The organism is Mycolicibacterium psychrotolerans, from assembly GCF_010729305.1.
Classification (GTDB): Bacteria; Actinomycetota; Actinomycetes; order Mycobacteriales; family Mycobacteriaceae; genus Mycobacterium; species Mycobacterium psychrotolerans.
The window spans coordinates 3,469,849-3,488,546 of the sequence record NZ_AP022574.1; the positions used below are offsets into that span (position 1 = coordinate 3,469,849).

Annotated in this window: 15 protein-coding genes; all 15 read left to right on the plus strand. The window is 68.8% G+C overall.

What is annotated here, in order from left to right; translation table 11 throughout:
* Window positions 1-5: 5 nt before the first annotated feature.
* Genes G6N45_RS17000 through G6N45_RS17070 form a run of 15 tightly spaced genes read left to right on the plus strand, consistent with a single transcriptional unit; the run spans window position 6 to window position 18,685 of the window.
* Window positions 6-680: a hypothetical protein gene (locus tag G6N45_RS17000; protein ID WP_163723318.1), complete on the plus strand. Its 675-nt coding sequence runs from the start codon at window positions 6-8 to the stop codon at window positions 678-680.
* Complete coding sequence (locus tag G6N45_RS17005) at window positions 677-1,324, plus strand: hypothetical protein (RefSeq protein WP_163723319.1); 648 nt, start codon at window positions 677-679, stop codon at window positions 1,322-1,324. The genes G6N45_RS17000 and G6N45_RS17005 overlap by 4 nt, the downstream gene beginning before the upstream one ends.
* On the plus strand, window positions 1,321-2,637 hold the full coding sequence (locus G6N45_RS17010) for a Pvc16 family protein (RefSeq protein WP_163723320.1): 1,317 nt from the start codon (window positions 1,321-1,323) through the stop codon (window positions 2,635-2,637). Before G6N45_RS17005 ends, G6N45_RS17010 begins: the two co-directional genes overlap by 4 nt.
* On the plus strand, window positions 2,634-4,532 hold the full coding sequence (locus G6N45_RS17015; RefSeq protein ID WP_163723321.1) for an ATP-binding protein: 1,899 nt from the start codon (window positions 2,634-2,636) through the stop codon (window positions 4,530-4,532). Before G6N45_RS17010 ends, G6N45_RS17015 begins: the two co-directional genes overlap by 4 nt.
* Complete coding sequence (locus tag G6N45_RS17020; protein WP_163723322.1) at window positions 4,529-4,768, plus strand: hypothetical protein; 240 nt, start codon at window positions 4,529-4,531, stop codon at window positions 4,766-4,768. The genes G6N45_RS17015 and G6N45_RS17020 overlap by 4 nt, the downstream gene beginning before the upstream one ends.
* The gene (locus tag G6N45_RS17025) at window positions 4,765-5,403 is read left to right on the plus strand and encodes a hypothetical protein (RefSeq protein WP_163723323.1); all 639 of its coding nucleotides are present in this window, start codon (window positions 4,765-4,767) and stop codon (window positions 5,401-5,403) included. Before G6N45_RS17020 ends, G6N45_RS17025 begins: the two co-directional genes overlap by 4 nt.
* 1 nt (window position 5,404) lies before the next feature.
* Window positions 5,405-5,782 carry a LysM domain-containing protein gene (locus tag G6N45_RS17030; RefSeq protein WP_163723324.1) on the plus strand — a complete coding sequence of 126 codons (378 nt, stop codon included), beginning with the start codon at window positions 5,405-5,407 and terminating at the stop codon, window positions 5,780-5,782.
* Complete coding sequence (locus G6N45_RS17035) at window positions 5,779-6,915, plus strand: hypothetical protein (RefSeq protein ID WP_163723325.1); 1,137 nt, start codon at window positions 5,779-5,781, stop codon at window positions 6,913-6,915. Before G6N45_RS17030 ends, G6N45_RS17035 begins: the two co-directional genes overlap by 4 nt.
* The gene (locus tag G6N45_RS17040; RefSeq protein ID WP_163723326.1) at window positions 6,912-7,442 is read left to right on the plus strand and encodes a phage baseplate assembly protein V; all 531 of its coding nucleotides are present in this window, start codon (window positions 6,912-6,914) and stop codon (window positions 7,440-7,442) included. The genes G6N45_RS17035 and G6N45_RS17040 overlap by 4 nt, the downstream gene beginning before the upstream one ends.
* Before the next feature lie 11 nt (window positions 7,443-7,453).
* On the plus strand, window positions 7,454-7,771 hold the full coding sequence (locus tag G6N45_RS17045; RefSeq protein ID WP_163723327.1) for a hypothetical protein: 318 nt from the start codon (window positions 7,454-7,456) through the stop codon (window positions 7,769-7,771).
* On the plus strand, window positions 7,768-8,133 hold the full coding sequence (locus G6N45_RS17050) for a GPW/gp25 family protein (protein ID WP_163723328.1): 366 nt from the start codon (window positions 7,768-7,770) through the stop codon (window positions 8,131-8,133). Before G6N45_RS17045 ends, G6N45_RS17050 begins: the two co-directional genes overlap by 4 nt.
* Window positions 8,130-10,832: a putative baseplate assembly protein gene (locus tag G6N45_RS17055; RefSeq protein ID WP_163723329.1), complete on the plus strand. Its 2,703-nt coding sequence runs from the start codon at window positions 8,130-8,132 to the stop codon at window positions 10,830-10,832. The genes G6N45_RS17050 and G6N45_RS17055 overlap by 4 nt, the downstream gene beginning before the upstream one ends.
* Complete coding sequence (locus tag G6N45_RS17060; protein WP_163723330.1) at window positions 10,829-13,351, plus strand: baseplate J/gp47 family protein; 2,523 nt, start codon at window positions 10,829-10,831, stop codon at window positions 13,349-13,351. The genes G6N45_RS17055 and G6N45_RS17060 overlap by 4 nt, the downstream gene beginning before the upstream one ends.
* Window positions 13,348-15,498 (plus strand): hypothetical protein, encoded by a 2,151-nt coding sequence (locus G6N45_RS17065; RefSeq protein WP_163723331.1) that lies wholly within the window; start codon window positions 13,348-13,350, stop codon window positions 15,496-15,498. The genes G6N45_RS17060 and G6N45_RS17065 overlap by 4 nt, the downstream gene beginning before the upstream one ends.
* A 28-nt stretch (window positions 15,499-15,526) precedes the next feature.
* Window positions 15,527-18,685 carry a DUF6519 domain-containing protein gene (locus G6N45_RS17070; RefSeq protein WP_163723332.1) on the plus strand — a complete coding sequence of 1,053 codons (3,159 nt, stop codon included), beginning with the start codon at window positions 15,527-15,529 and terminating at the stop codon, window positions 18,683-18,685.
* The last annotated feature ends 13 nt before the right edge of the window (window positions 18,686-18,698 follow it).

Below are 18,698 nucleotides of genomic sequence, written 5' to 3' on the forward strand. Positions count from 1 at the left end.
CAGCCATGGGGCCGCAGGTATCCGATGCGGCCGGACTGCTGGACCTCTGGGAACGGGCGAGCAGTCTCGGCCCGATCAAACGCGCCCTCGCACTGGCCGAAGCCGGCGGCGGGGATGCGCGGACATTGCTGGACCAGCCCTATGGGCGCACCGGTCTGCACATCCTCGACCTGCGCACGAGCCTGTTCGGGTCTGCGCTGGAGGCGACCGCGACGTGCCCGCGCTGCGATGGCCGCGTCGAGTTCGCCGTCGACGCCGGGTGGTTGCGCTCGCACGACGCCCGGTCGATACCCGATACCGAGCACCGTCCGCCGACGGCTGCCGACCTGCTGGCCGCCTCCAGATCAGTCGATCCGTGCGGCGAACTGCGGCGACGCTGCCTGGGAACCGACGACCTGCCCGCGGCGCACGTGGCGCTGCTCGACGACGCGCTGGCGGCCGCCGATCCATTGGCCGAGGTCCTGGTCGACCTGAACTGCCCGGACTGCGGAACAAGCTTCGTGTCGGACCTCGACCTGGCGGCATTCGCGTGGGCCGAGGTCGATGCACGCGCCCGGCACCTGCTGCATGAGGTGGACGTGCTCGCCCGGGTCTACGGGTGGACCGAGCCGGAGGTCCTGGACCTCACCGAGTCACGCCGGGCCGCTTACCTGCGAATGGCGACGGGAGAGCCGGCATGAGCGGATTCCTGTCGCGGCTGGCGGCCCGCACCGGTGGTGCACCGGTGGGAATCACCCCCCGGGTGCCCTCGCTGTTCGGGCATACCGAGGCCCTCAGCGGCGAAACCCCTTTCGCGTTGGAGACGACGCTCACCGTGCCTGACCGCCACACCGACAGCTCCGTCGTGCGCGGCGTATCACCGGAGCCACCCACGCCCTCGATGCCGGTACGGACGACGCGACTCCCGCAGACCGTTGTCGATTCGGTGCCGCGCGACCCGATGTCGCCGCGGCCCGAAAGCCACCATAAACCGGTTCAGGCCCGGGCCGTCGGCACAACACCGGTTCCCTCCGTGTCGCCGCCGCCGCTCGCCGACACCGACCATGCGCAGCTGCCGTTGCGTCCCCGGCCGATCCTGCCGCAGGTGCCCGCAGCCCCCGCATTTCCTGCTTCGGCGCCGCCGCGGCCCGACCTCACGGCGGGGGAGCCGACGAGAGAGACGGGCCGGGGCCCGGACGTCGTGCATATCTCGATCGGCCGCGTCGAGGTCCGGGCCGCCGCTCCAGCGCCGGTTGCCGTGGCGCCGGCGCCGACCCGGCCGGACGCGTCCGCACCGACTTTGTCACTGGCGGACTACCTGCGTGGCGGGCGGGTGCAGCGATGAGTAGCCAGCTCGCGCTGGCCGCCGTCAGCGCGGTCCTACGCAACCTGCTCGACGACGGCATGGTGCAGGCGGTGCCCGCGATGGGCGCGATCAAGGTGACCGCCATCGCCCCCGACGCGATCAAACTCGACGATCCCGACCTCGGGCCGAGCCTGAACCTGTTCCTCTACCGGGTCAGTCCCAATCAGGGCTGGCAGAACGGGATGCTGCCCGCCTATGGCCCGAACGGTGGCCGGACCAGCAACCCGCCGTTGGCGCTGAACCTGCACCTGCTGCTGACGGCATACGGTGCCAGTGACTTCCAGGCCGAGATTCTGCTGGGCTACGCGATGAGCATCTTGCACGAACACCCCGTGCTGGATCGCGCGATGATGCACCGCGCGCTGACCCCGACCGCGCTGGGGCCGTCGATCCTGCCGCCGGCCTTCCAGGCGCTGGCCGCATCCGACCTCGCCGATCAGGTCGAGGCGGTGACGTTGACTCTGGAACCGCTTGACACCGAAGGGATGTCGAGGCTTTGGTCGGCGATCCAGTCACACTACCGACCGACAGCAGCCTATATCGCCTCCGTGGTCCTGATCGAGGTGAAGAAACCAGTGAGTACGGGACTGCCTGTGCTCAGCCGCGGTCCCGTCGACCCGGTCACCGGCGACGATGCCGGGGTATTCGTGCACCCGGATACGCAACCGCCGCTTCCGACGTTGTTCACCGTCTCGCCGCCCGACAAGCAGCTGGGGGCGCGGCTCGGCGACAAGATCCGGCTCGACGGAGTCCATCTCGACGGTTCGTCCGTCGACGTGCTGTTCGCCCATCCGCTGCTTACTGAGCCTCGGCTGGTCACCGTCGGGACCAACGATGTGTCCGCCCTCATCGACGTCGACCTGCCGACGGGTGGCGCTGCCGAGCAGCAGTGGCCGGCCGGGATCTGGACGGTGACGGTACGGCTGCTGGTTCCGGGGGAGACGGTGCCCCGCATCACCAACGGCGCGGCCATGATGCTGGCGCCCGAACCCGTTCTGAGCCCCGCCCCGACGGTGGCCCGCGACGCGGGCACCGGACGTGTGACGGTGACCCTTGGCGTGCGTCCCGAAGTGCGGCCATCGCAGACCGCGACACTGGGGCTGGGCACTGCCGTGGCACCCGCTGATGCGCGCGCCACGGCCGCGTCGACGCTGACGTTCCAGTTCGGTGTGGTGCCGGACGGGCAACAATGGGCCCGGCTGACGGTCGACGGTGTCGAGAGCCAGCTCGTCGACCGGACCAAGACCCCGCCGACGTTCGATCCCACCCAACGGATCGCGGTGCCGGCATGAGCGTGGTGAACGACGTCCAGCCCTCCGCTCCGAGCGACGCCGAGCGGGGCAGGCCAGCACTACTCGCCGAGATCGATCGACTCAAGACGGTGCTCGGTGGCCACCTCGCAGAGTTGCCGGTACACCCGCCGCCACACCCGTGCGCTGCGGACGGAATCGCCGATACCCTCGGCTTGTCGCCGTTCGAACGCGACGTATTGCTACTGGCGGCCGCCATCGAACTCGACAGCGAGGCAGCCCAACTGGTGGCGGCGTGCGGCGGAAGCAGCGATGGCCGTCCGACCCTCGGGCTGGCCCTTGCGGCATTACCCGATGCGCACTGGGACGCGGTGTCGCCCGAACGCCCACTACGCCGCTGGCGGTTGGTCGATCTGGCCGGTGCAGGACCGCTGGTGACGCGGACGCTGGTGATCGACGAGCACGTGCTGCACTGCCTTACGGGCATCGCAGACACTGCAGGAAGCCTGGACGGGCTTGCGCTGCCGCCAATCTCACCCGTCGTGCTGATGCCCAGCCAGCGGACGGCGGTCGAGGAGCTCGCGCGGGCGGCGGCTGCGCTGCCCGGCCCGGTGCTGCTGCGCGTCGATGGCGAAGACCGCGATGCGGCGATCGCCGCCGCCGCGGCCATCGCGCAGCGGCTCGGCCTGACGCTGCTTCGGGTTCGGGATGTGAAGCTCGCCGATGTCGATCTCTCCACGGCCGCAACACTGCTCGACCGTGAGGCCGTGATGGGTGCTCGGCTGGTCCTCACCGGAGATCAGCGGCTGCTGTCGCAGCTCGGGGCGCCCATGGTCGCCACCACCAACCCGGACGTCACAGATTGCGGCTCTCGGACCGTGCTGGCCCACACCGTCAACCTTGCAGGGGCCACGGAGCAGACCGAGCGATGGGGTGCAGCGTTGTCGGGGGCGTGGCAGGCAGACGCATCGCTGCGCCGCACCGCCGTCGACCTGGCCCACCACTACCGGCTGCCTGCACGTTCCATCGACGCCATCGCCGCGGAGTGGGCCGCCGCCACCGACCACAGCGCAGGCGAACTGCAACGTCTGACGCGAGAGCGGGCTCGGGTCGGTCTCGGCGGGCTCGCCGACCGTGTCGAGCCCCGTGCCGGTTGGGACGACCTGGTCGTGCCCGAGGGGCTCGCCTCGCTGCTGCGCGACCTGACCAATCAGGTCCGGGGCCGCAGCGTCGTCTACGAGGACTGGGGTTTCGGGTCTCGGTCGAACCGCGGCTTCGGCATCAGCGCGCTGTTCGCGGGGGAGAGCGGCACCGGAAAGACCATGGCGGCCGAGGTGATCGCAGCAGAATTGGGCCTCGATCTGTACCGCATCGAACTGTCGGCGGTGGTGAGCAAGTACATCGGCGAGACCGAGAAGAATCTGCGCCGGGTGTTCGACGCCGCCGAAATCGGCGGCGCGGTACTGCTTTTCGACGAGGCCGACGCACTGTTCGGCCGCCGGGGCGAGGTCAAGGACAGCCACGACCGTTATGCCAATTTGGAAGTGGCATACCTGCTGCAACGGATGGAGAACTACCGCGGGCTGGCGATCCTTACCACCAATCTGCGGTCGAACGTGGACCGGGCGTTCCTGCGCCGGCTGCGCTTCGCCGTCCAGTTCCCCTTCCCGGATCAAGCGCTGCGCACCGAGATCTGGCGCAAGGCATTCCCGCCACAGACGCCGACCGAGGGCCTGGATCCGGCGGCGCTGGCCCACCTGCAGATCCCAGGCGGTTCCATTCACGCGATCGCGCTGTCCGCCGCATTCGCCGCGGCCGAACAGGGCACTCCGGTACGGCCCGAGCACGTTCTGTACGCGGCCAGAGTCGACTACGCCAAGGCCGAGCGCACGCTGACCGACACCGAGATGCGGGCCGTCACGGGGACGGTGCGATGACCGAGATGCGGATCGACATCGAGTGTCTCGAGCTTCGGGGACTACCGACGTCTTATCGCGAGACGCTGCCGCCATTGCTCGAACAACACCTCGATGCGCTGGCCCGCGGCGGCACACCCGAATCCGCCGCGGGAGGCGGTGTGGCCATTGTCGCCGACCGGGTGGCACGGGAAGTCTGGCACTCCGTGCAGCACTCGATGCGGCCGCCGATGGCGGGGACGGGAGGTGCGACATGACGTCGCCACGCATGATCAAGGGCGGCATCGTGCAGGTCGATCCGGCCAGCGGAACGCGATTGAAAGTAATTGCGCTGCAATACAATCCCGATTCACTGAGTCGGACTCTGCAGATCCAGGCCAGCGGGACAGAGGGTGGCGATCGATCGCAGGCGCTGCGCCTGCGGGGAGCCGCGGTGGAGACCATCAAGCTCGAGGCCGAGGTGGACGCCACCGACCAACTCGCCGCCGCCGAACCGGCCGCATGCAGTCTCGGCATCCACCCTCAGCTCGCCACCCTGGAACTACTCGTCCAGCCGACTTCGGCAGCGTTGCAGGCGAACGATGCGATGAGCCGTTCGGGTGTGCTGGAGGTGCTGCCCCTCGAGGCCCCGCTGACGCTGTTCGTATGGGGGCGCAATCGAGTCGTTCCAGTGCGCATCACCGACCTGTCGGTGACAGAGGAGGCCTTTGACGTCAACCTCAACCCGATACGGGCGAAGGTCTCGCTCGGCCTGCGTGTGCTCTCCGTCGACGACCTCGGGTTCGACAGCCGCGGCGGGGCACTGTATCTCACCTATCTGCGTTCCCGCGAATCACTGGCTGGACGATCCGCATCGGCCAACCTGTCCGCCCTAGGCCTGGAGGTGATCTGAGATGCCGACCGACCCGATCCAGGCACTGCTGGGCGCCGGCGTGGTGCCCTCGGTGGCGTTCCCGCCAACATCGCGCTACGCGCAGGTTGGTGTCGCGACCTACGCGCGCGTCGCAGCTCCGGGTGAGGAGCCGGTGCCGGTCGCGTTCCTGCGCCGCCGGCTCGCCCCGTCCCCCGAACGTTTCGCCCTGCTCTACGAGTACAGCTGCGTCGAGCGCGACCGCCGTGACCTCGTCGCCGCGGTCCAGCTGAGCGACCCCGAACTGTGGTGGCGGCTCGCCGACGCCAACGGCGTCATCGACCCGGCCACCATGACGATCCCGGTCGGGCGGATCCTGCGAATCACCAATGCCGAGAACATCATCGGACCGGCATTATGACACTTGCACCGCCGCCTGTCCGGCTCCAGATCTACACCGGACCCGCTGTGCCGCTGCCCGCCCCGAAGGTGGTGATGGACGCACTGCGCGAGGTGACCGTCGAATCAGGTTCGGGTGACACCCAGAGCGGCTTCGAGCTGGTCTTCGACGTGCCGAAGAAGTCGCCGCTGAACATCCTGTTCCTGCTCGCCGGCGGGGCGGCCATTCCGGTTATGCGGGTGGTGGTGGCCGTCACCGTCGGAGGCACGACCGAGGTCCTGGTGGACGGCGTGGTCACCCATCATGAGATAAAGACCGACGGACCCACTTCGACGCTACGGGTGAAGGGCAAGGACCTCACCGCGCTGATGGATTACATCCAACTCGACGGGCTGCCGTACCCGGCTATGCCGCCGGCCGCACGAGTACTGCTGGTGCTCGCCAAATATGCGTTCCTGGGTTGCATTCCGCTAGTGATCCCGACAATCGTCCAGGACATCCCGATCCCCATCGGACGCATACCCCGCCACCAGGGCACCGACTACAAGTACGTGGCCGCCCTGGCGGCCGAGGCCGGTTATGCCTTCTACATCGACCCTGGGCCGGTGCCCGGCGTGAGCAAGGCCTACTGGGGTCCAGAGATCCGGATCGGCGTGCCGCAGCCTGCGCTCAACGCCGGGCTGGACGGCCCGCATGACAACGTCACGGCGCTGAACTTCACGTTCGACAAGGAGAAGAAGGAGTTCCCGGTGGTGTTCATCCAGGAATCCACCACCAAGGCGCCGATTCCTATCCCGCTCCCGGACATCAGTCCGTTGAATCCACCCCTTGGCGTCGTGCCGCCGCTGCCGCCGAAGATCAAGTTCCTCAAGGACACGGCAAAACTCAATCCGCTCGGCGCGGTGCTCAAGGGCCTGTCGTATGCCGCGGGGCACTCCGACGTCGTGTTCGCCACGGGTTCGCTGGATGTCGCGCGATACGGGCGCGTGCTCAAGTCCCGCCGGCTCGTCGGTGTGCGCGGTGCCGGCGATGCGTTCAACGGCCTGTATTACGTGACTCAGGTGACGCATCAGATCAAGCGGGGCGCGTTCACGCAGAGCTTCGGTCTGGCCCGAAACGGGCTGCTGTCCACGGTGCCGGCGGTACCGGCATGACCACGCTCGATTCGCAGACCAACAGGGTCGCGTACTACGGCAAGTATCGCGCCACCTGTGTCAACAACATCGACCCGATGCTGCAGGGCCGCATCCAGCTGATCGTGCCCGACGTCAGTGCCGTTGCGCCGACGTCGTGGGCCATGCCGTGTTTCCCGGTCACCGGCATCCAGAACGGGGTCTTCACCGTACCGCCGATCGGGGCGGGTGTGTGGGTGGAGTTCGAACAGGGCGACCCCGATTACCCGATCTGGGTGGGCGGCTACTACGCCCCGGCCGACGTGCCTGCCGCCGCCCGGTTGGTGCCGCCGGGCCTGTCCGGCTTCACCTTTCAGACAACGCTGCAGAACAGCATCACCGTCAGCGACACCCCGGGACCCACGGGCGGCATCCTGATCAAGACCACCACGGGGGCCATGATCGCGGTCAACGATCTCGGCATCACCATCAGCAACGGCAAGGGCGCGACGATCACCATGGTCGGCCCTGCCGTTGACATCAATGTCGGCGCCCTGACGGTGATTTGAGGTCCCTGCCGATGCCCACTCCGATCCTCCATCTCGGCGCCACGGTGATGTGCACACACGCCGGCAGCGCACAGGCGGCCAGCCCCTTCCCGCGCGTCACGGTCAGCGGCCAGCCCGTCGTGACCCTGTCCACGGTGTACGTCATTGTGGGCTGCGCGCTGACGTCGACGCCCACTCCGCCGTGTGTCGCCGGGCAGTGGGTGGTGGGCGCCGTCCGCGTGCTGGCCGGCGGCGTACCGGTGGCCGTGCAGTCGGGTACCGCGATCGCCACGCCGACCGGCACGCCGATGCTGCCGTTGGTCGTACAACCGAGGGCGATGGCGACATGACCGTCGACTTCCCCTGGCAGCTCGACGGCCGTGGCCGCACCGCCGTCACCGACCAGGACGATCACATCCGCGACCTCATCGAGCAGGTGCTGTTCACCACGCCGGGAGAGCGGGTGATGCGGCCCGACTTCGGCAGTGGGCTGCTGGCCATGGTGTTCGAGCCCGGCGGTCCCGAAGCGGCCGCCGCCGCGCAGTACCTCGTGCAGTCGGCGCTCGAGCGGGAACTCGCCGATCTGATCGCGGTCCAGGCCGTCGAGGTCGAAGCGATCGATGCGGCCATCGTCGTCACCGTCTCCTACGTCGTTCGCCGCACCCAGACCCAATCGGTCGCGACGTTCTCGGCGCCGGGCGGTGCACCATGACGATGTTCGCGTGCGGCAACGCCCGCCGACTACTCGCCGTGAAGCTGGCCGGAGTGCTCGACGGCATCGAGTACGTCGAGGTCCGCGACACTGCGGAGACCGATCCAGCGAAAAAGGCACTGCGACAGCGCACTTTGTACGTGCGGATGCTCAAGCCGGTGACCGCGGTCCCGACCGTTGTGATCGACGGCGGCGAACGCATCGCGAGCGTCGACGTGCAGTGGGCGTTTGCGGCGACCGCACTGCCTGCGGCTGAGGCCTATCTGGCAGTCGACCTCGACGAGCCCGACCATGTGCTCGTCGTGCGCACCGCCGAGCGCGGTGACTTTTCGCGCTACCGCCTGGCCTTGGTTGCCACTCCTGGCAGCGACGACCCGCCGGCGGGGTTCGACCCGCTGCTCGCCGAGGTGACGTTCTCGTTCAAGGCCGAATGCCCAAGCGATTTCGACTGCAAAGAGGACTGCGCGTGTCCGCCGCAGACGCACACCGCGCCGACGATCGACTACCTGGCCAAGGACTTCCAGGGCTTCCGCCGCATCATGCTGGAGCGGATGGCCCAACTGGCGCCCGGCTGGACGGAGCGCAACGCCGCCGACGTCGGTGTCACCCTGGTGGAACTCATGGCCTACGTCGGAGACGAGCTCTCCTACCGCCAGGATGCCGTCGCCACCGAGGCCTACCTCGGCACCGCCCGCTCGCGCATTTCGCTGCGCCGGCTCGCCCGCCTCGTCGACTACCGGATGCACGACGGCTGCAACGCCCGCACCTGGGTGCAGGTACACGTCCAGGCGCCGGCCGTCATCCTGCCGCAGGGCACGACGCTGCTGTCGACGGTGCCTGGCCTCCCGTCCCGCATCGCACCGGATTCGCCGGACCATCACGCCGCGCGGGACGCCCATCCCGTGGTATTCGAAACGGTCGAGGAGGCCGTTCTGGATGACGATCTCAACGAGATGCGGCTGTGGATGTGGGGAGACCTTGACTGCTGCCTACCCGCGGGTGCCACCACGGCCACGCTGCGCGGGCATCACCCGGCGCTACGGGCAGGCGACGTCGTCGTCATCGCCGAAACCATCTCTCCCACAACGGGTAAGGCTGCGGACGCGGATCCGGGTAGACGCTTCGCGGTGCGTCTGGTCGACGTGAGTGATGGCGCGGACCCGTCAGGCGCACTCTTCCCAGGCGGAACCACCGAGATCACCCACCTGCGCTGGCGCGACGAGGACGCGCTGCCCGGGCCGGTGTGCCTGAGCGCCGGGGAGCAGGAAACCGCGTGCGTATGGGGCAACATCGTGCTGGCCGACCACGGCGAGACGGTGCCCGACGAAGAGCTCAGCCCGCTCGAGGCACGGAACCCCGTGTTGATCCCGCGGGGTGACGACGGGTGCGGGGACACCGCGGCCGAGGCCTTGCCACCGCGCTACCGTCCCACGTTGCAGCAACGGCCCCTGACCCGCTGCGTGGCCGCGCCTGCGGAGGTGCTGACGGAGTTGCCGTTCACCGCGGTGCTGGCCGCCGAGCTGGCCACCGGTCAATCGGGTGACCAGTTGGAGGCCGCGTTCGCCGTACTCGACCTGCCGATGCCGGACGGCAGCGCGATCCGGGGCGTCGCGCCGCTGTGGTCGGTCAGTTCGTCCGGCCGGGCGTGGCTGCTACGTGAACGTGACGGCATGCTGCAAGTGCTCGCCGAGGCAGCGCCCGCGGCATGCGCGCTGGGCACCGACACAGGCGGCGCACGGCCCGCGCTGTCCCTGCGCGGGGTGTACGCGGCCAGGACCGATACCTGGGAACCGGTCGTCGATCTGTTGGGCAGCAACAGGTTCGATCGGGACTTCGTCGCCGAGACTGAGTTCGACGGCGTCGTCACGCTGCGGTTCGGCGACGGCGAACACGGCCTGCGCCCACCGGTGGGCACGGAGTTCTCGGCCACCTACCGGGTAGGCAACGGCGTGGCGGGCAACGTGGGCCGGGCCGGCCTCGCCCACGCCGTCACCGCGGTGACCGCCATCGACAAGGTGATGAATCCGTTGCCGGCCGGGGGCGGGGCGGAACCCGAAACCGCCGACGAGGTGCGCCGCGACGCTCCCTACGCGTTCGCCGTGCAGCAGCGTGCCGTCACCGAGGCCGACTACGCCGAGGTCAGCCAGCGCAACCGCGAGGTGCAGCGGGCGGCTGCCACCTTCCGCTGGACCGGTTCGTGGCACACGGTTTTCGTGACGGCCGACCGGTTCGGCGGCGGTCCCGTCGACGCCGCGTTCGAGGGCAGGCTGCGCGACTGGCTGGAACGGTTCCGGATGGTGGGCTATGACCTGGAAGTCGACTCGCCGGTATTCGTTCCGCTCGACATCAGCCTGCACGTGTGCGTCGTGCCCGGGTACTTCCGGTCCGACGTGGCCAGCGAGTTGCGGGCGGTGCTCTCCGACGGTGTGCTGTCCGACGGGAGCCTCGGGCTGTTCCATCCCGACAACCTCACGTTCGGGCAACCGGTCTACCTCTCGTCGGTGCTCGCCGCCACCCACGCCGTACGCGGAGTGCAGTCGGTGAAGACGACTCGGTTTGAACGCCAACGCCTTCCACAGACCAGCGGGCTGGCCGACGGGCTGCTGCCCATGGGTCGGTTGGAGATCGCCAGGCTCGATGACGACCCCAACTTCCCCGAACGCGGCGTCCTCGAGCTGACTTTCGGAGGTGGCTCGTGAACGGGATCTCGGGGCCGGGAACCTGCAGTTGCTGCACCGGCCTGACGGTGCGGACGCCCGGTGTCGTCGAGAACCGGCCCGGCCTTGCCGAGGTCCGGTATCGATCGGGTGTGCACGGCGACTTCCTGGCGAGCATGCTGGCCAGGCTGTCCAGCGACGGCCAGCCGGCGCTTGCCGGGCTGCGCACCCGCGACGGCGACGACCTGACGATCGCGCTGCTCGACGCCTGGGCGGTGGCATGCGACGTACTGACCTTCTACACCGAGCGGCTGGCCAACGAGTCCTACCTGCGGACCGCCACAGAGCGCACGTCGCTGCAGGAGCTCGGGAAGCTCGTCGCCTACCCGTTGAGTCCGGGCGTGGCGGCAGCGACCTGGCTCGCCTTCGCCCTCGAACGGCCACCCGCCCTGCCTGCCCTGGATCCTCCGGATCCCGGTCAGGTGCCGCCGGAAGTACCGGACGCGGTGATCCTTCCCGTCGGGCTGCGGGTGCAAAGCGTGCCAGGACCTGGCGAGCAGGCGCAGACCTTCGAGACGGTCGAACAGATCGAGGCGCGGCCCGAATGGAACGCCCTTCCCGTGGTACGAACCCACCAGTACCTGCCCGCGTTGGGCCGGACCGACGCCTGGTTGGACGGCGTCGGGCTGAACGTCGCCAAGGGCGACGCCATCCTGTTCGCCGAGGACGACCCGATCAACGATCCCTGGGACGTGCAGTTGCTCACCGAAGTGGCCATCGACGCGGCGCGTATGCGCACCCATGTGGTCTGGGAGTCCGCCCTTGGCTCCTACCCGCCGCCGAACGAACCCGCCGCATTCGTGCTGCGCAAGCGGCTGGCGGTATTCGGCCACAACGCGCCGGTGTTCCGGGCGATGAACGCTACGTTCCGCGCAGGCTATCAGGTCGCCGCAGGGATACCGGTGGACCTGAACGCGCCGCAGTGGCCCAATTTCGTTGCGGTCACCACCGATATCGCCGGCAACACCGTCGTCGACCTCGACGGGCCGCACCCCGACGTGGTGCGGGGCTCGTGGTTGGTGCTCAGCCAGGACGGTACCGGCTTCTATCGCGGGCTGTACGAGGTAGTGCAGCGCGCCGAACTGTCACGCGCCGAATTCGGGATCTCCGGTAAGGTCACTCGGCTGACACTGGCGGGGACGGCACACGCGTTCGGCACGCCGCGTGAGGTCACGGTGATGGCGGTCGCCGACCCGCTGACCGTAGTGGAGGCTCCCGACGACACCGCCGTCGGCGGACCCGTCGTGGTGGTCGACGGCGACGCCGCCGAGATGTCCGCGGACCGGACCGTGGTACTTGCCGGCACCGCGGCCGACGGGACCGCGCAATCCGAGGTGATCACCATCAAGACCGCGACGCGCAATCCCGACGGCCGGACCACCCTGACCCTGCGCTCTGCGCTGACGAAGTCCTATGTTCGTGCCACCGCAGTCGTTTTCGGCAACGTTGCGCACGCCGGCCACGGCCAGACCATCACCCAGATCCTGGGGTCGGGGGACGCTCGGCGCCCGTTCCAGACGTTTGCGGTGCAGCAGGGACCGCTGACCTTCGTCCCCGATGACAGCCCCTCCGGTGCCACCTCCACGCTGCGCGTCGAGGTCGACGGCGTGTGCTGGTCCGAGCTGGCCACCACGTTCGGCTCCGCGCCGCCGGATCGGGTGTTCGTCACCCGAGAGGAACCCGGTGGGAGCCGCAGCGTGGTATTCGGCGACGGTCAGCGCGGCGCACGACCGGCGACCGGCTCCAACAACGTGCGCGCGACGTACCGCATCGGCATCGGGACGGGCGGCAACCTACGCGTCGGGCAGCTCAGTCAGGCGCTGGACCGGCCGCTGGGTCTGAAGGGCGTGTCCAACCCGGTCGAGGCCACCGGCGGTGTGGATCCACAGCAGGAATCCGATGCGCGGCTGTCGATCCCGGTCGGCGTGCGCACCTTGGGCCGCGCGGTGTCCCTGCAGGACTTCGCGGACTTCGCCCTGGCCTTCACCGGAATCGGAAAGGCGGCCGCGACCGTGTTGTCGCTGCGGGGTGTGCGCACCGTCGTCGTCACGATCGCCGACAAGGATGGCTTCGCTCCTCCGGACACGACCGTGGCGCGGCTTCGGGATTCGCTTCGGGGACAGTCAGATCCGCACGTACGAGCAGTAGTGCTACCCGTGGTGAAAGTCGACCTGAGGCTGGCACTGACGGTCCGGACCGACCCACTGCGCGAGAGCGCCGCGGTGTTGAGCGCCGTGGCGGCGGCGTTGCGCACCGTGTATGGACACAGCGCAGTCAACGTAGGGGCGCCGGTACACCAGTCGGCGGTGATCGCGACGGCCGCTGCGGTGCCGGGCGTGGTCGGCGTCGACCTCGATCGGCTCTACCGCGCGGGCGACGCACCGTCGTTGCAACAGCGGGTGCTGGCCATGGCCGCACACGATCAGGGTGATGAGCCGGTGGCCGCGGAGCTGTTGGGACTGCCGGCGGACGGGTTTGACTGGCTCTGGGAGATGACATGAGTACGCCCATCGAAACACCAACCGGCCAAGAGCTTTTCGATCTTCTACCCGTAGTGCACCGGCTACGTGACGGCGAGCACGGCCAGGTGCTACGCGCGCTGATGGAAGTGCTCGGCGAACAGGTCGACGTGCTGTCGGAGGAGATCGCCCAGCTCTACGACGACCAATTCATCGAAACCGGCTCGACGTGGGCGGTGCCGTACCTGGGCGACCTCGTCGGCTATCGCGTCCGGCACGGGCAGGCGCCGGTGGTACCGTCCCAGCGCGCCGAAGTCGCCAATACGATCGCGTACCGGCGTCGTAAGGGCACCGTGACTGTCGTCGAGCAGCTCGCACGCGACGTCACGGGCTGGCCGGCACGCGCCGTGGAGTTCTTCGAGCGGCTCGTCGCGACGCAGTACATGAACCACGTCAGGCCGCACGCCGTGGCCACGCCGGATTTCCGCGACCACGAGAGCCTCGGGTGGGTGACCCGCCTCAACGGTGCCTTCGACGACCTCGCGCACACCGCGGACGTGCGCCGGATCGCGGCGGCCAAGCCGGCCACATCCGGCCGATACAACATCCCGAACGTGGGCGTCTTCCTGTGGCGCGTAGAGGCCGTGCCGATTGCGGGCTCGCCGCTGGTGCCCTTGGCGGCCGACCCGTTGAGGTTGCGCTTCGACCCGTTGGGCGCCGATACCCAACTGTTCGCACAACCGCGGGTGGAGGACGAGATCATCCACGTGGCAACCCCGGTGGACATGCCGCTGCCGCTGGGGGTGCGGTATCTGGGCGACCACGTCGCGACGTACTACGGCCCCGGCCGCAGCATCGTGCTCGAACGGCAGACGGGCGCCGCCGCGACACCGGTACCGCTGATCGAGATGTGCGTGTGCGACCTGTCCGACGATCCCTCCACCGGCGGTTGGGCGCACCAGCCGCCAGTCGGCGAGATCGCCATCGACCCCGGGCTCGGCCGCGTGTACCTGGGCGCCCCGCTGGATGCCGGTACCCGCTTGGTCGCGAGCTTCTCTGTCGGACATGCGATTCCCGTTGGCGCCGGAGCGGCGCGGGCGGATACCGCGGCCGGGGTAAACCCGATCATCGCCGTCGACCACGGGCAGAACCTGCAGCCCCGACTGAACGCGGTCGCGTCCGGCGGGACGGTGCGCATCACCGACAGCGACCGCTACGAGCAGGCCGTCACGGTGACCACGGTCTCGGGTCCGGTCGGCAAGCCCGACACCGTTGTGCAGCTCGTCGCAGGTGAGGGGCAGCAGCCGCTGATCGTCGCGCCGATCGCGCTGCGACTGCAGATGCAACCGCGCACCACGGTGGTGCTCGATGGGTTCACGATCGCGGGCGGGCCGGTGGTGCTCGAGGAAACTGGCGACCGCGAGCCGCGCACCGTGGTGGTGCGCAACTGCACTCTGGTTCCAGGCGTCGAGCGCACCGCCGACGGGGAGCCGAAACGCCCCGAACGCGCCAGCCTGGTGTTGCTCGATCCATGGGCCACCGTTCAGATCGAACAGAGCATCGTGGGACCCATTGTGGCAGTCGCGGGTTCACGAGTGGTGGTGCGGGATTCGGCGATCGATTCATCCGACCAGGCCGCGGTGGCGGTATGTGGGCGTGCACCGGTGGCCGGTGGACTACGCACCGTGACCGGCGTTGCCGACCTGGCCGTCGGCGACGGCACCGAGCCGGCCGGCGAGGTCGATCTGCACGAGTGCACCGTGATCGGCGGGATCCACTGCACCCAGCTCGACGCATCCAACACGCTGCTGATCGCCGAACTGGCCACCGGCGACCCGCGCCCGGTGGCGGTGCATGCCCGCCGGCGTCAGGTGGGGTGTGTGCGGTATTCGTACCTGCCCGAGGAATCTCGGGTCGGCAAGAGGTACCGGTGCGCCCCGCACCCGGATGATCCGCTTGCGGTCAGGGCCGCGACCAGGCCGCGGCTCACCAGCCGGCGTTTCGGCGACCCGGCCTACTTGCAGCTGAGCACCGCCACGCCGGATTCGATCCGCACCGGCGCGGACGACGAAAGTGAAATGGGTGTCAGCCATCTGCTGTTCACCCCGCAGCGCGAGGCCAATCTTGCGCTGCGCCTCGACGAATACCTGCGGTTCGGCCTGGAGGCCGGGTTCTGCTATGCGACCTGAGATGGCCACGTGAGAGGGGAGCGGCGACATGGGTGCTGATCTGAGCCGGGTGCGCTTCGACGCCCGGCGGGACCACGCGGGGGTCGTCCTTCAGCAGGGTCGCCTGCTGCTCGACGCCGACTGGAACGAACTGGTCGCGATCGTCGAACGGCGCATCCGGGCGGAGGCGGCCGACCTCGACTCCCCGGGTCCGACGGCAGGCATCGCTGGCGTAGCGGTAGTGCCACGGACGACGCCCGACGCATTCAAGGTGACGCTGGCGGGCGGAGTGCTGTCGATCGGCCGGGGTCGGATGTACGTCGATGGCCTATTGGCCGAGAATCACGGCGTCGGGCCCGACGAGTTCGACCCGTTGCTGCGCGAGCTGCGTGGCACGCAGGACACCCAATACGACAAGCAGCCGTATCCTCCGGGTCCGCCTCCGCTGCCGACGTCAGGCAGCCACCTCGCCTATCTGGACGTGTGGCAGCGGGAAGTCACGCAGATCGAGGCCCCCGACGTGGTCGACGTTGCGATCGGGGTCGACACCACCGCACGGATGCAGACGGTCTGGCAGGTGCGCCTGCACGCCCTTGGCGATGCGAGCGTGTCCTGCGGCACGCTCGACGCCGACATCCCGGGCTGGGAGGCGCTGACCGCTCCATCCGGCGCCCGACTCAGCGTCGACACCATCCCGGTCGCGGCGAGCGACGACCCATGCGAGCTCCCTCCGAGCGGAGGGTATCGGGGGGTGGAGAACCAGACCTACCGGGTGGAGGTCCACACCGGTGGCACGCTGGGCACCGCGACGTTCAAGTGGTCGCGCGACAACGGATCGGTGGTGTCGCCGGTCGTCGAGGTTACGGGCGCGGGGACGGCGGTGCGGGTCGCCTCGATCGGCAAGGACGCCGTGCTGCGGTTCCACGACGGCGACTGGGTAGAGATCACCGATGATCGGCGCGAGCTGGCCGGTATTGCAGGCGAACTACGTAAAGTCACTGTCAACGAGCTGAATTCCCAACTCGAGTTCACCACTGCGCTGCCCGTGGATTTGCGCCCGAACGCGGCGGACGCGGCGGCGCAGCACCTGCGCGCGCGGCGCTGGGATCAACGCGGGCAGATCAAGTCGGCGACCGGGGCCAATCTCGACAACCTGGACTCCGCAATGGCGACCGGAGCCATCACGGTTCCCTCGGCCGCCGGGACCGGTGTGGTCATGGAGGCCGGCATCGTCGTGCGATTCGCCTCCACCGGAGGCGATTTCCGGCCCGGCGACCACTGGGTCTTTGCGGCACGCACCGCTGACACGTCGGTGGAGGAGCTGACCGAGGCGCCGCCGTTGGGCATTCAGCATCACTACGCCCGGCTCGGAGTGCTCACCTTCCCGGATGGCGAGACCGATTGCAGGACAATGTGGCCCGCCGACTGCGAATGTGACGAGGGTTGCGGCGACTGCACGGTCTGCGTGACCCCCGAGTCACATACCTCGGGGACGATGACCATCCAGGGCGCGGTCGACGAGGTCGTCGCGCGCGGTGGGGGCACGGTGTGCCTCCAGACCGGGATGTACCGGCTCGATGGCCCGGTGGTGATCAATCAGGCGTCGTCGGTGACCGTGCGCGGTCAGGGCTTGCGCACGCTTCTGGTCTGCACCGAGGGTGCGTTCCGTGTCACTGGCAGCGCTTACGTCACCCTGGAGGACTTCTCCGTGTTGGCGCCGGGCCTTCCGTCCGCCATTCTGCTGAAAACCACGGCCGCGGTCACTGTTCAGCGGCTGACCATCGTGACGGTGGGCAACGCCGATCAGGGCGGCACCGCAGTGACGCTCGGCGGCGTCGCGCTGCGTACCGCCATCCGGGACAACGCGTTCCTGGTGGGCACCGCCGTCACCGGTGGCTTCGATGACACTCCGCTGCTGACAGCGGAACTCACGGTCAGTGACAATCTGATGGTCTGCCGCGAACGGGGGGTGGACATCCAGGGTCCCGTGGCTCACCTGTTGGGCAACCGCACGACCGGCAACGCGGTGCTGCGCTGCCGCGGGGTCGGCATCCGGCTTGCCGGGGCGATCTCGCCAGGCCACGGCTGCGACGTGCGGGAGAACATCGTCGTCGTCGCAGGAGTGGGTATCGCGGTTGGGTCGTCGGGCTTCACGGTGGCTGACAACGACGTCACTGGTACCCCCGATAGCATCGAATTCCGTTCCGCCGGTATTGAAGTGTTGCCGTCGACGTTCGCATCGGCGGTTCCGGGACCGACCCGGATCACCGCGAACCGGGTCCGCGACGTCGGTGGCGGCGCCGTTCGTGTGCTGGCTTCGGTCAGCTCACTCGAGATCAGCCACAACCTGGTCGAGCGCGCGATGCACGGCATCGTGATGGAGGAACGCGGCGGGACATCCTCGGTGGCCGCCGTCGACAACACCGTTCTGGACGTCGGATCCCGGGAGTCGGACGACAAGGACGGCGCCTTCGGTATCAAGCTGGTCGGTTCGATGCGGGCCGTCGTAGAGTCCAACTGCGTCAACGGCGTCGGCGCCGCGCGGGAGGTGTCCGGAGCCGCTACGGGAATCCTGGTGCTCGGGTGCCCGGACTCGCGCGTTGCGAGCAACTCGGTCGACAGGATCGGCATGCTCGAAGATCCGGGGGAGGACGTCGGTATCGCGGTGATGGGCCTGATCGCGCGAACTCAAGTCTCGAGCAACCAGGCCCGCCGCCAGCCATCGGACATCGACAGATCGACAGCGTTCCGGGGACTGCTCATCGGCAGCCAGGCCGACGGCCGAGAGCCAGGGGCCGATCTGGTGGCCGGCTACGTCGTCGGCAACGCCGCAGTACCCACCGTGGTCGGACCGTACTCGGTGCACACCTTCGAACTGCGAGAAGCTGCGGCGGTCATCGTCGACACCAACATCGTCTCCGGCGGCGGCCGCGCACCGACGGGGATCGTCGGTGTCGGCCGCAGCGACGCGATCCTCACCGGAAACCAGATCCGAAGCTGGGGGGAGGCGCCGGCGCTGTTGGTGGCAGCCGGCTCGATCGCCGTCAACGCCAACCGGTTGAGCGGCGGTGGCCGCGAGTCGTGCGCGCTCATTGTCAACTCGGAACGGATTACCGTGCTCGGCAACATCACGAGTGCGGGCACATCCGTCAACGGCTTGCCTCTCGGTGCCCCATGGCAAGGCCTCAACGTCGACGGCGTCGTCTAACGGAAAGGACGCG

What these genes read in the sequence shown, in the direction of transcription:
- G6N45_RS17000 (WP_163723318.1), top strand. Translation starts at nt 6, where the DNA reads ATGGGGCCGCAGGTATCCGATGCGGCCGGACTGCTGGACCTCTGGGAA.
- G6N45_RS17005 (WP_163723319.1), top strand. Translation starts at nt 677, where the DNA reads ATGAGCGGATTCCTGTCGCGGCTGGCGGCCCGCACCGGTGGTGCACCG.
- G6N45_RS17010 (WP_163723320.1), top strand. Translation starts at nt 1,321, where the DNA reads ATGAGTAGCCAGCTCGCGCTGGCCGCCGTCAGCGCGGTCCTACGCAAC.
- G6N45_RS17015 (WP_163723321.1), top strand. Translation starts at nt 2,634, where the DNA reads ATGAGCGTGGTGAACGACGTCCAGCCCTCCGCTCCGAGCGACGCCGAG.
- G6N45_RS17020 (WP_163723322.1), top strand. Translation starts at nt 4,529, where the DNA reads ATGACCGAGATGCGGATCGACATCGAGTGTCTCGAGCTTCGGGGACTA.
- G6N45_RS17025 (WP_163723323.1), top strand. Translation starts at nt 4,765, where the DNA reads ATGACGTCGCCACGCATGATCAAGGGCGGCATCGTGCAGGTCGATCCG.
- G6N45_RS17030 (WP_163723324.1), top strand. Translation starts at nt 5,405, where the DNA reads ATGCCGACCGACCCGATCCAGGCACTGCTGGGCGCCGGCGTGGTGCCC.
- G6N45_RS17035 (WP_163723325.1), top strand. Translation starts at nt 5,779, where the DNA reads ATGACACTTGCACCGCCGCCTGTCCGGCTCCAGATCTACACCGGACCC.
- G6N45_RS17040 (WP_163723326.1), top strand. Translation starts at nt 6,912, where the DNA reads ATGACCACGCTCGATTCGCAGACCAACAGGGTCGCGTACTACGGCAAG.
- G6N45_RS17045 (WP_163723327.1), top strand. Translation starts at nt 7,454, where the DNA reads ATGCCCACTCCGATCCTCCATCTCGGCGCCACGGTGATGTGCACACAC.
- G6N45_RS17050 (WP_163723328.1), top strand. Translation starts at nt 7,768, where the DNA reads ATGACCGTCGACTTCCCCTGGCAGCTCGACGGCCGTGGCCGCACCGCC.
- G6N45_RS17055 (WP_163723329.1), top strand. Translation starts at nt 8,130, where the DNA reads ATGACGATGTTCGCGTGCGGCAACGCCCGCCGACTACTCGCCGTGAAG.
- G6N45_RS17065 (WP_163723331.1), top strand. Translation starts at nt 13,348, where the DNA reads ATGAGTACGCCCATCGAAACACCAACCGGCCAAGAGCTTTTCGATCTT.
- G6N45_RS17070 (WP_163723332.1), top strand. Translation starts at nt 15,527, where the DNA reads ATGGGTGCTGATCTGAGCCGGGTGCGCTTCGACGCCCGGCGGGACCAC.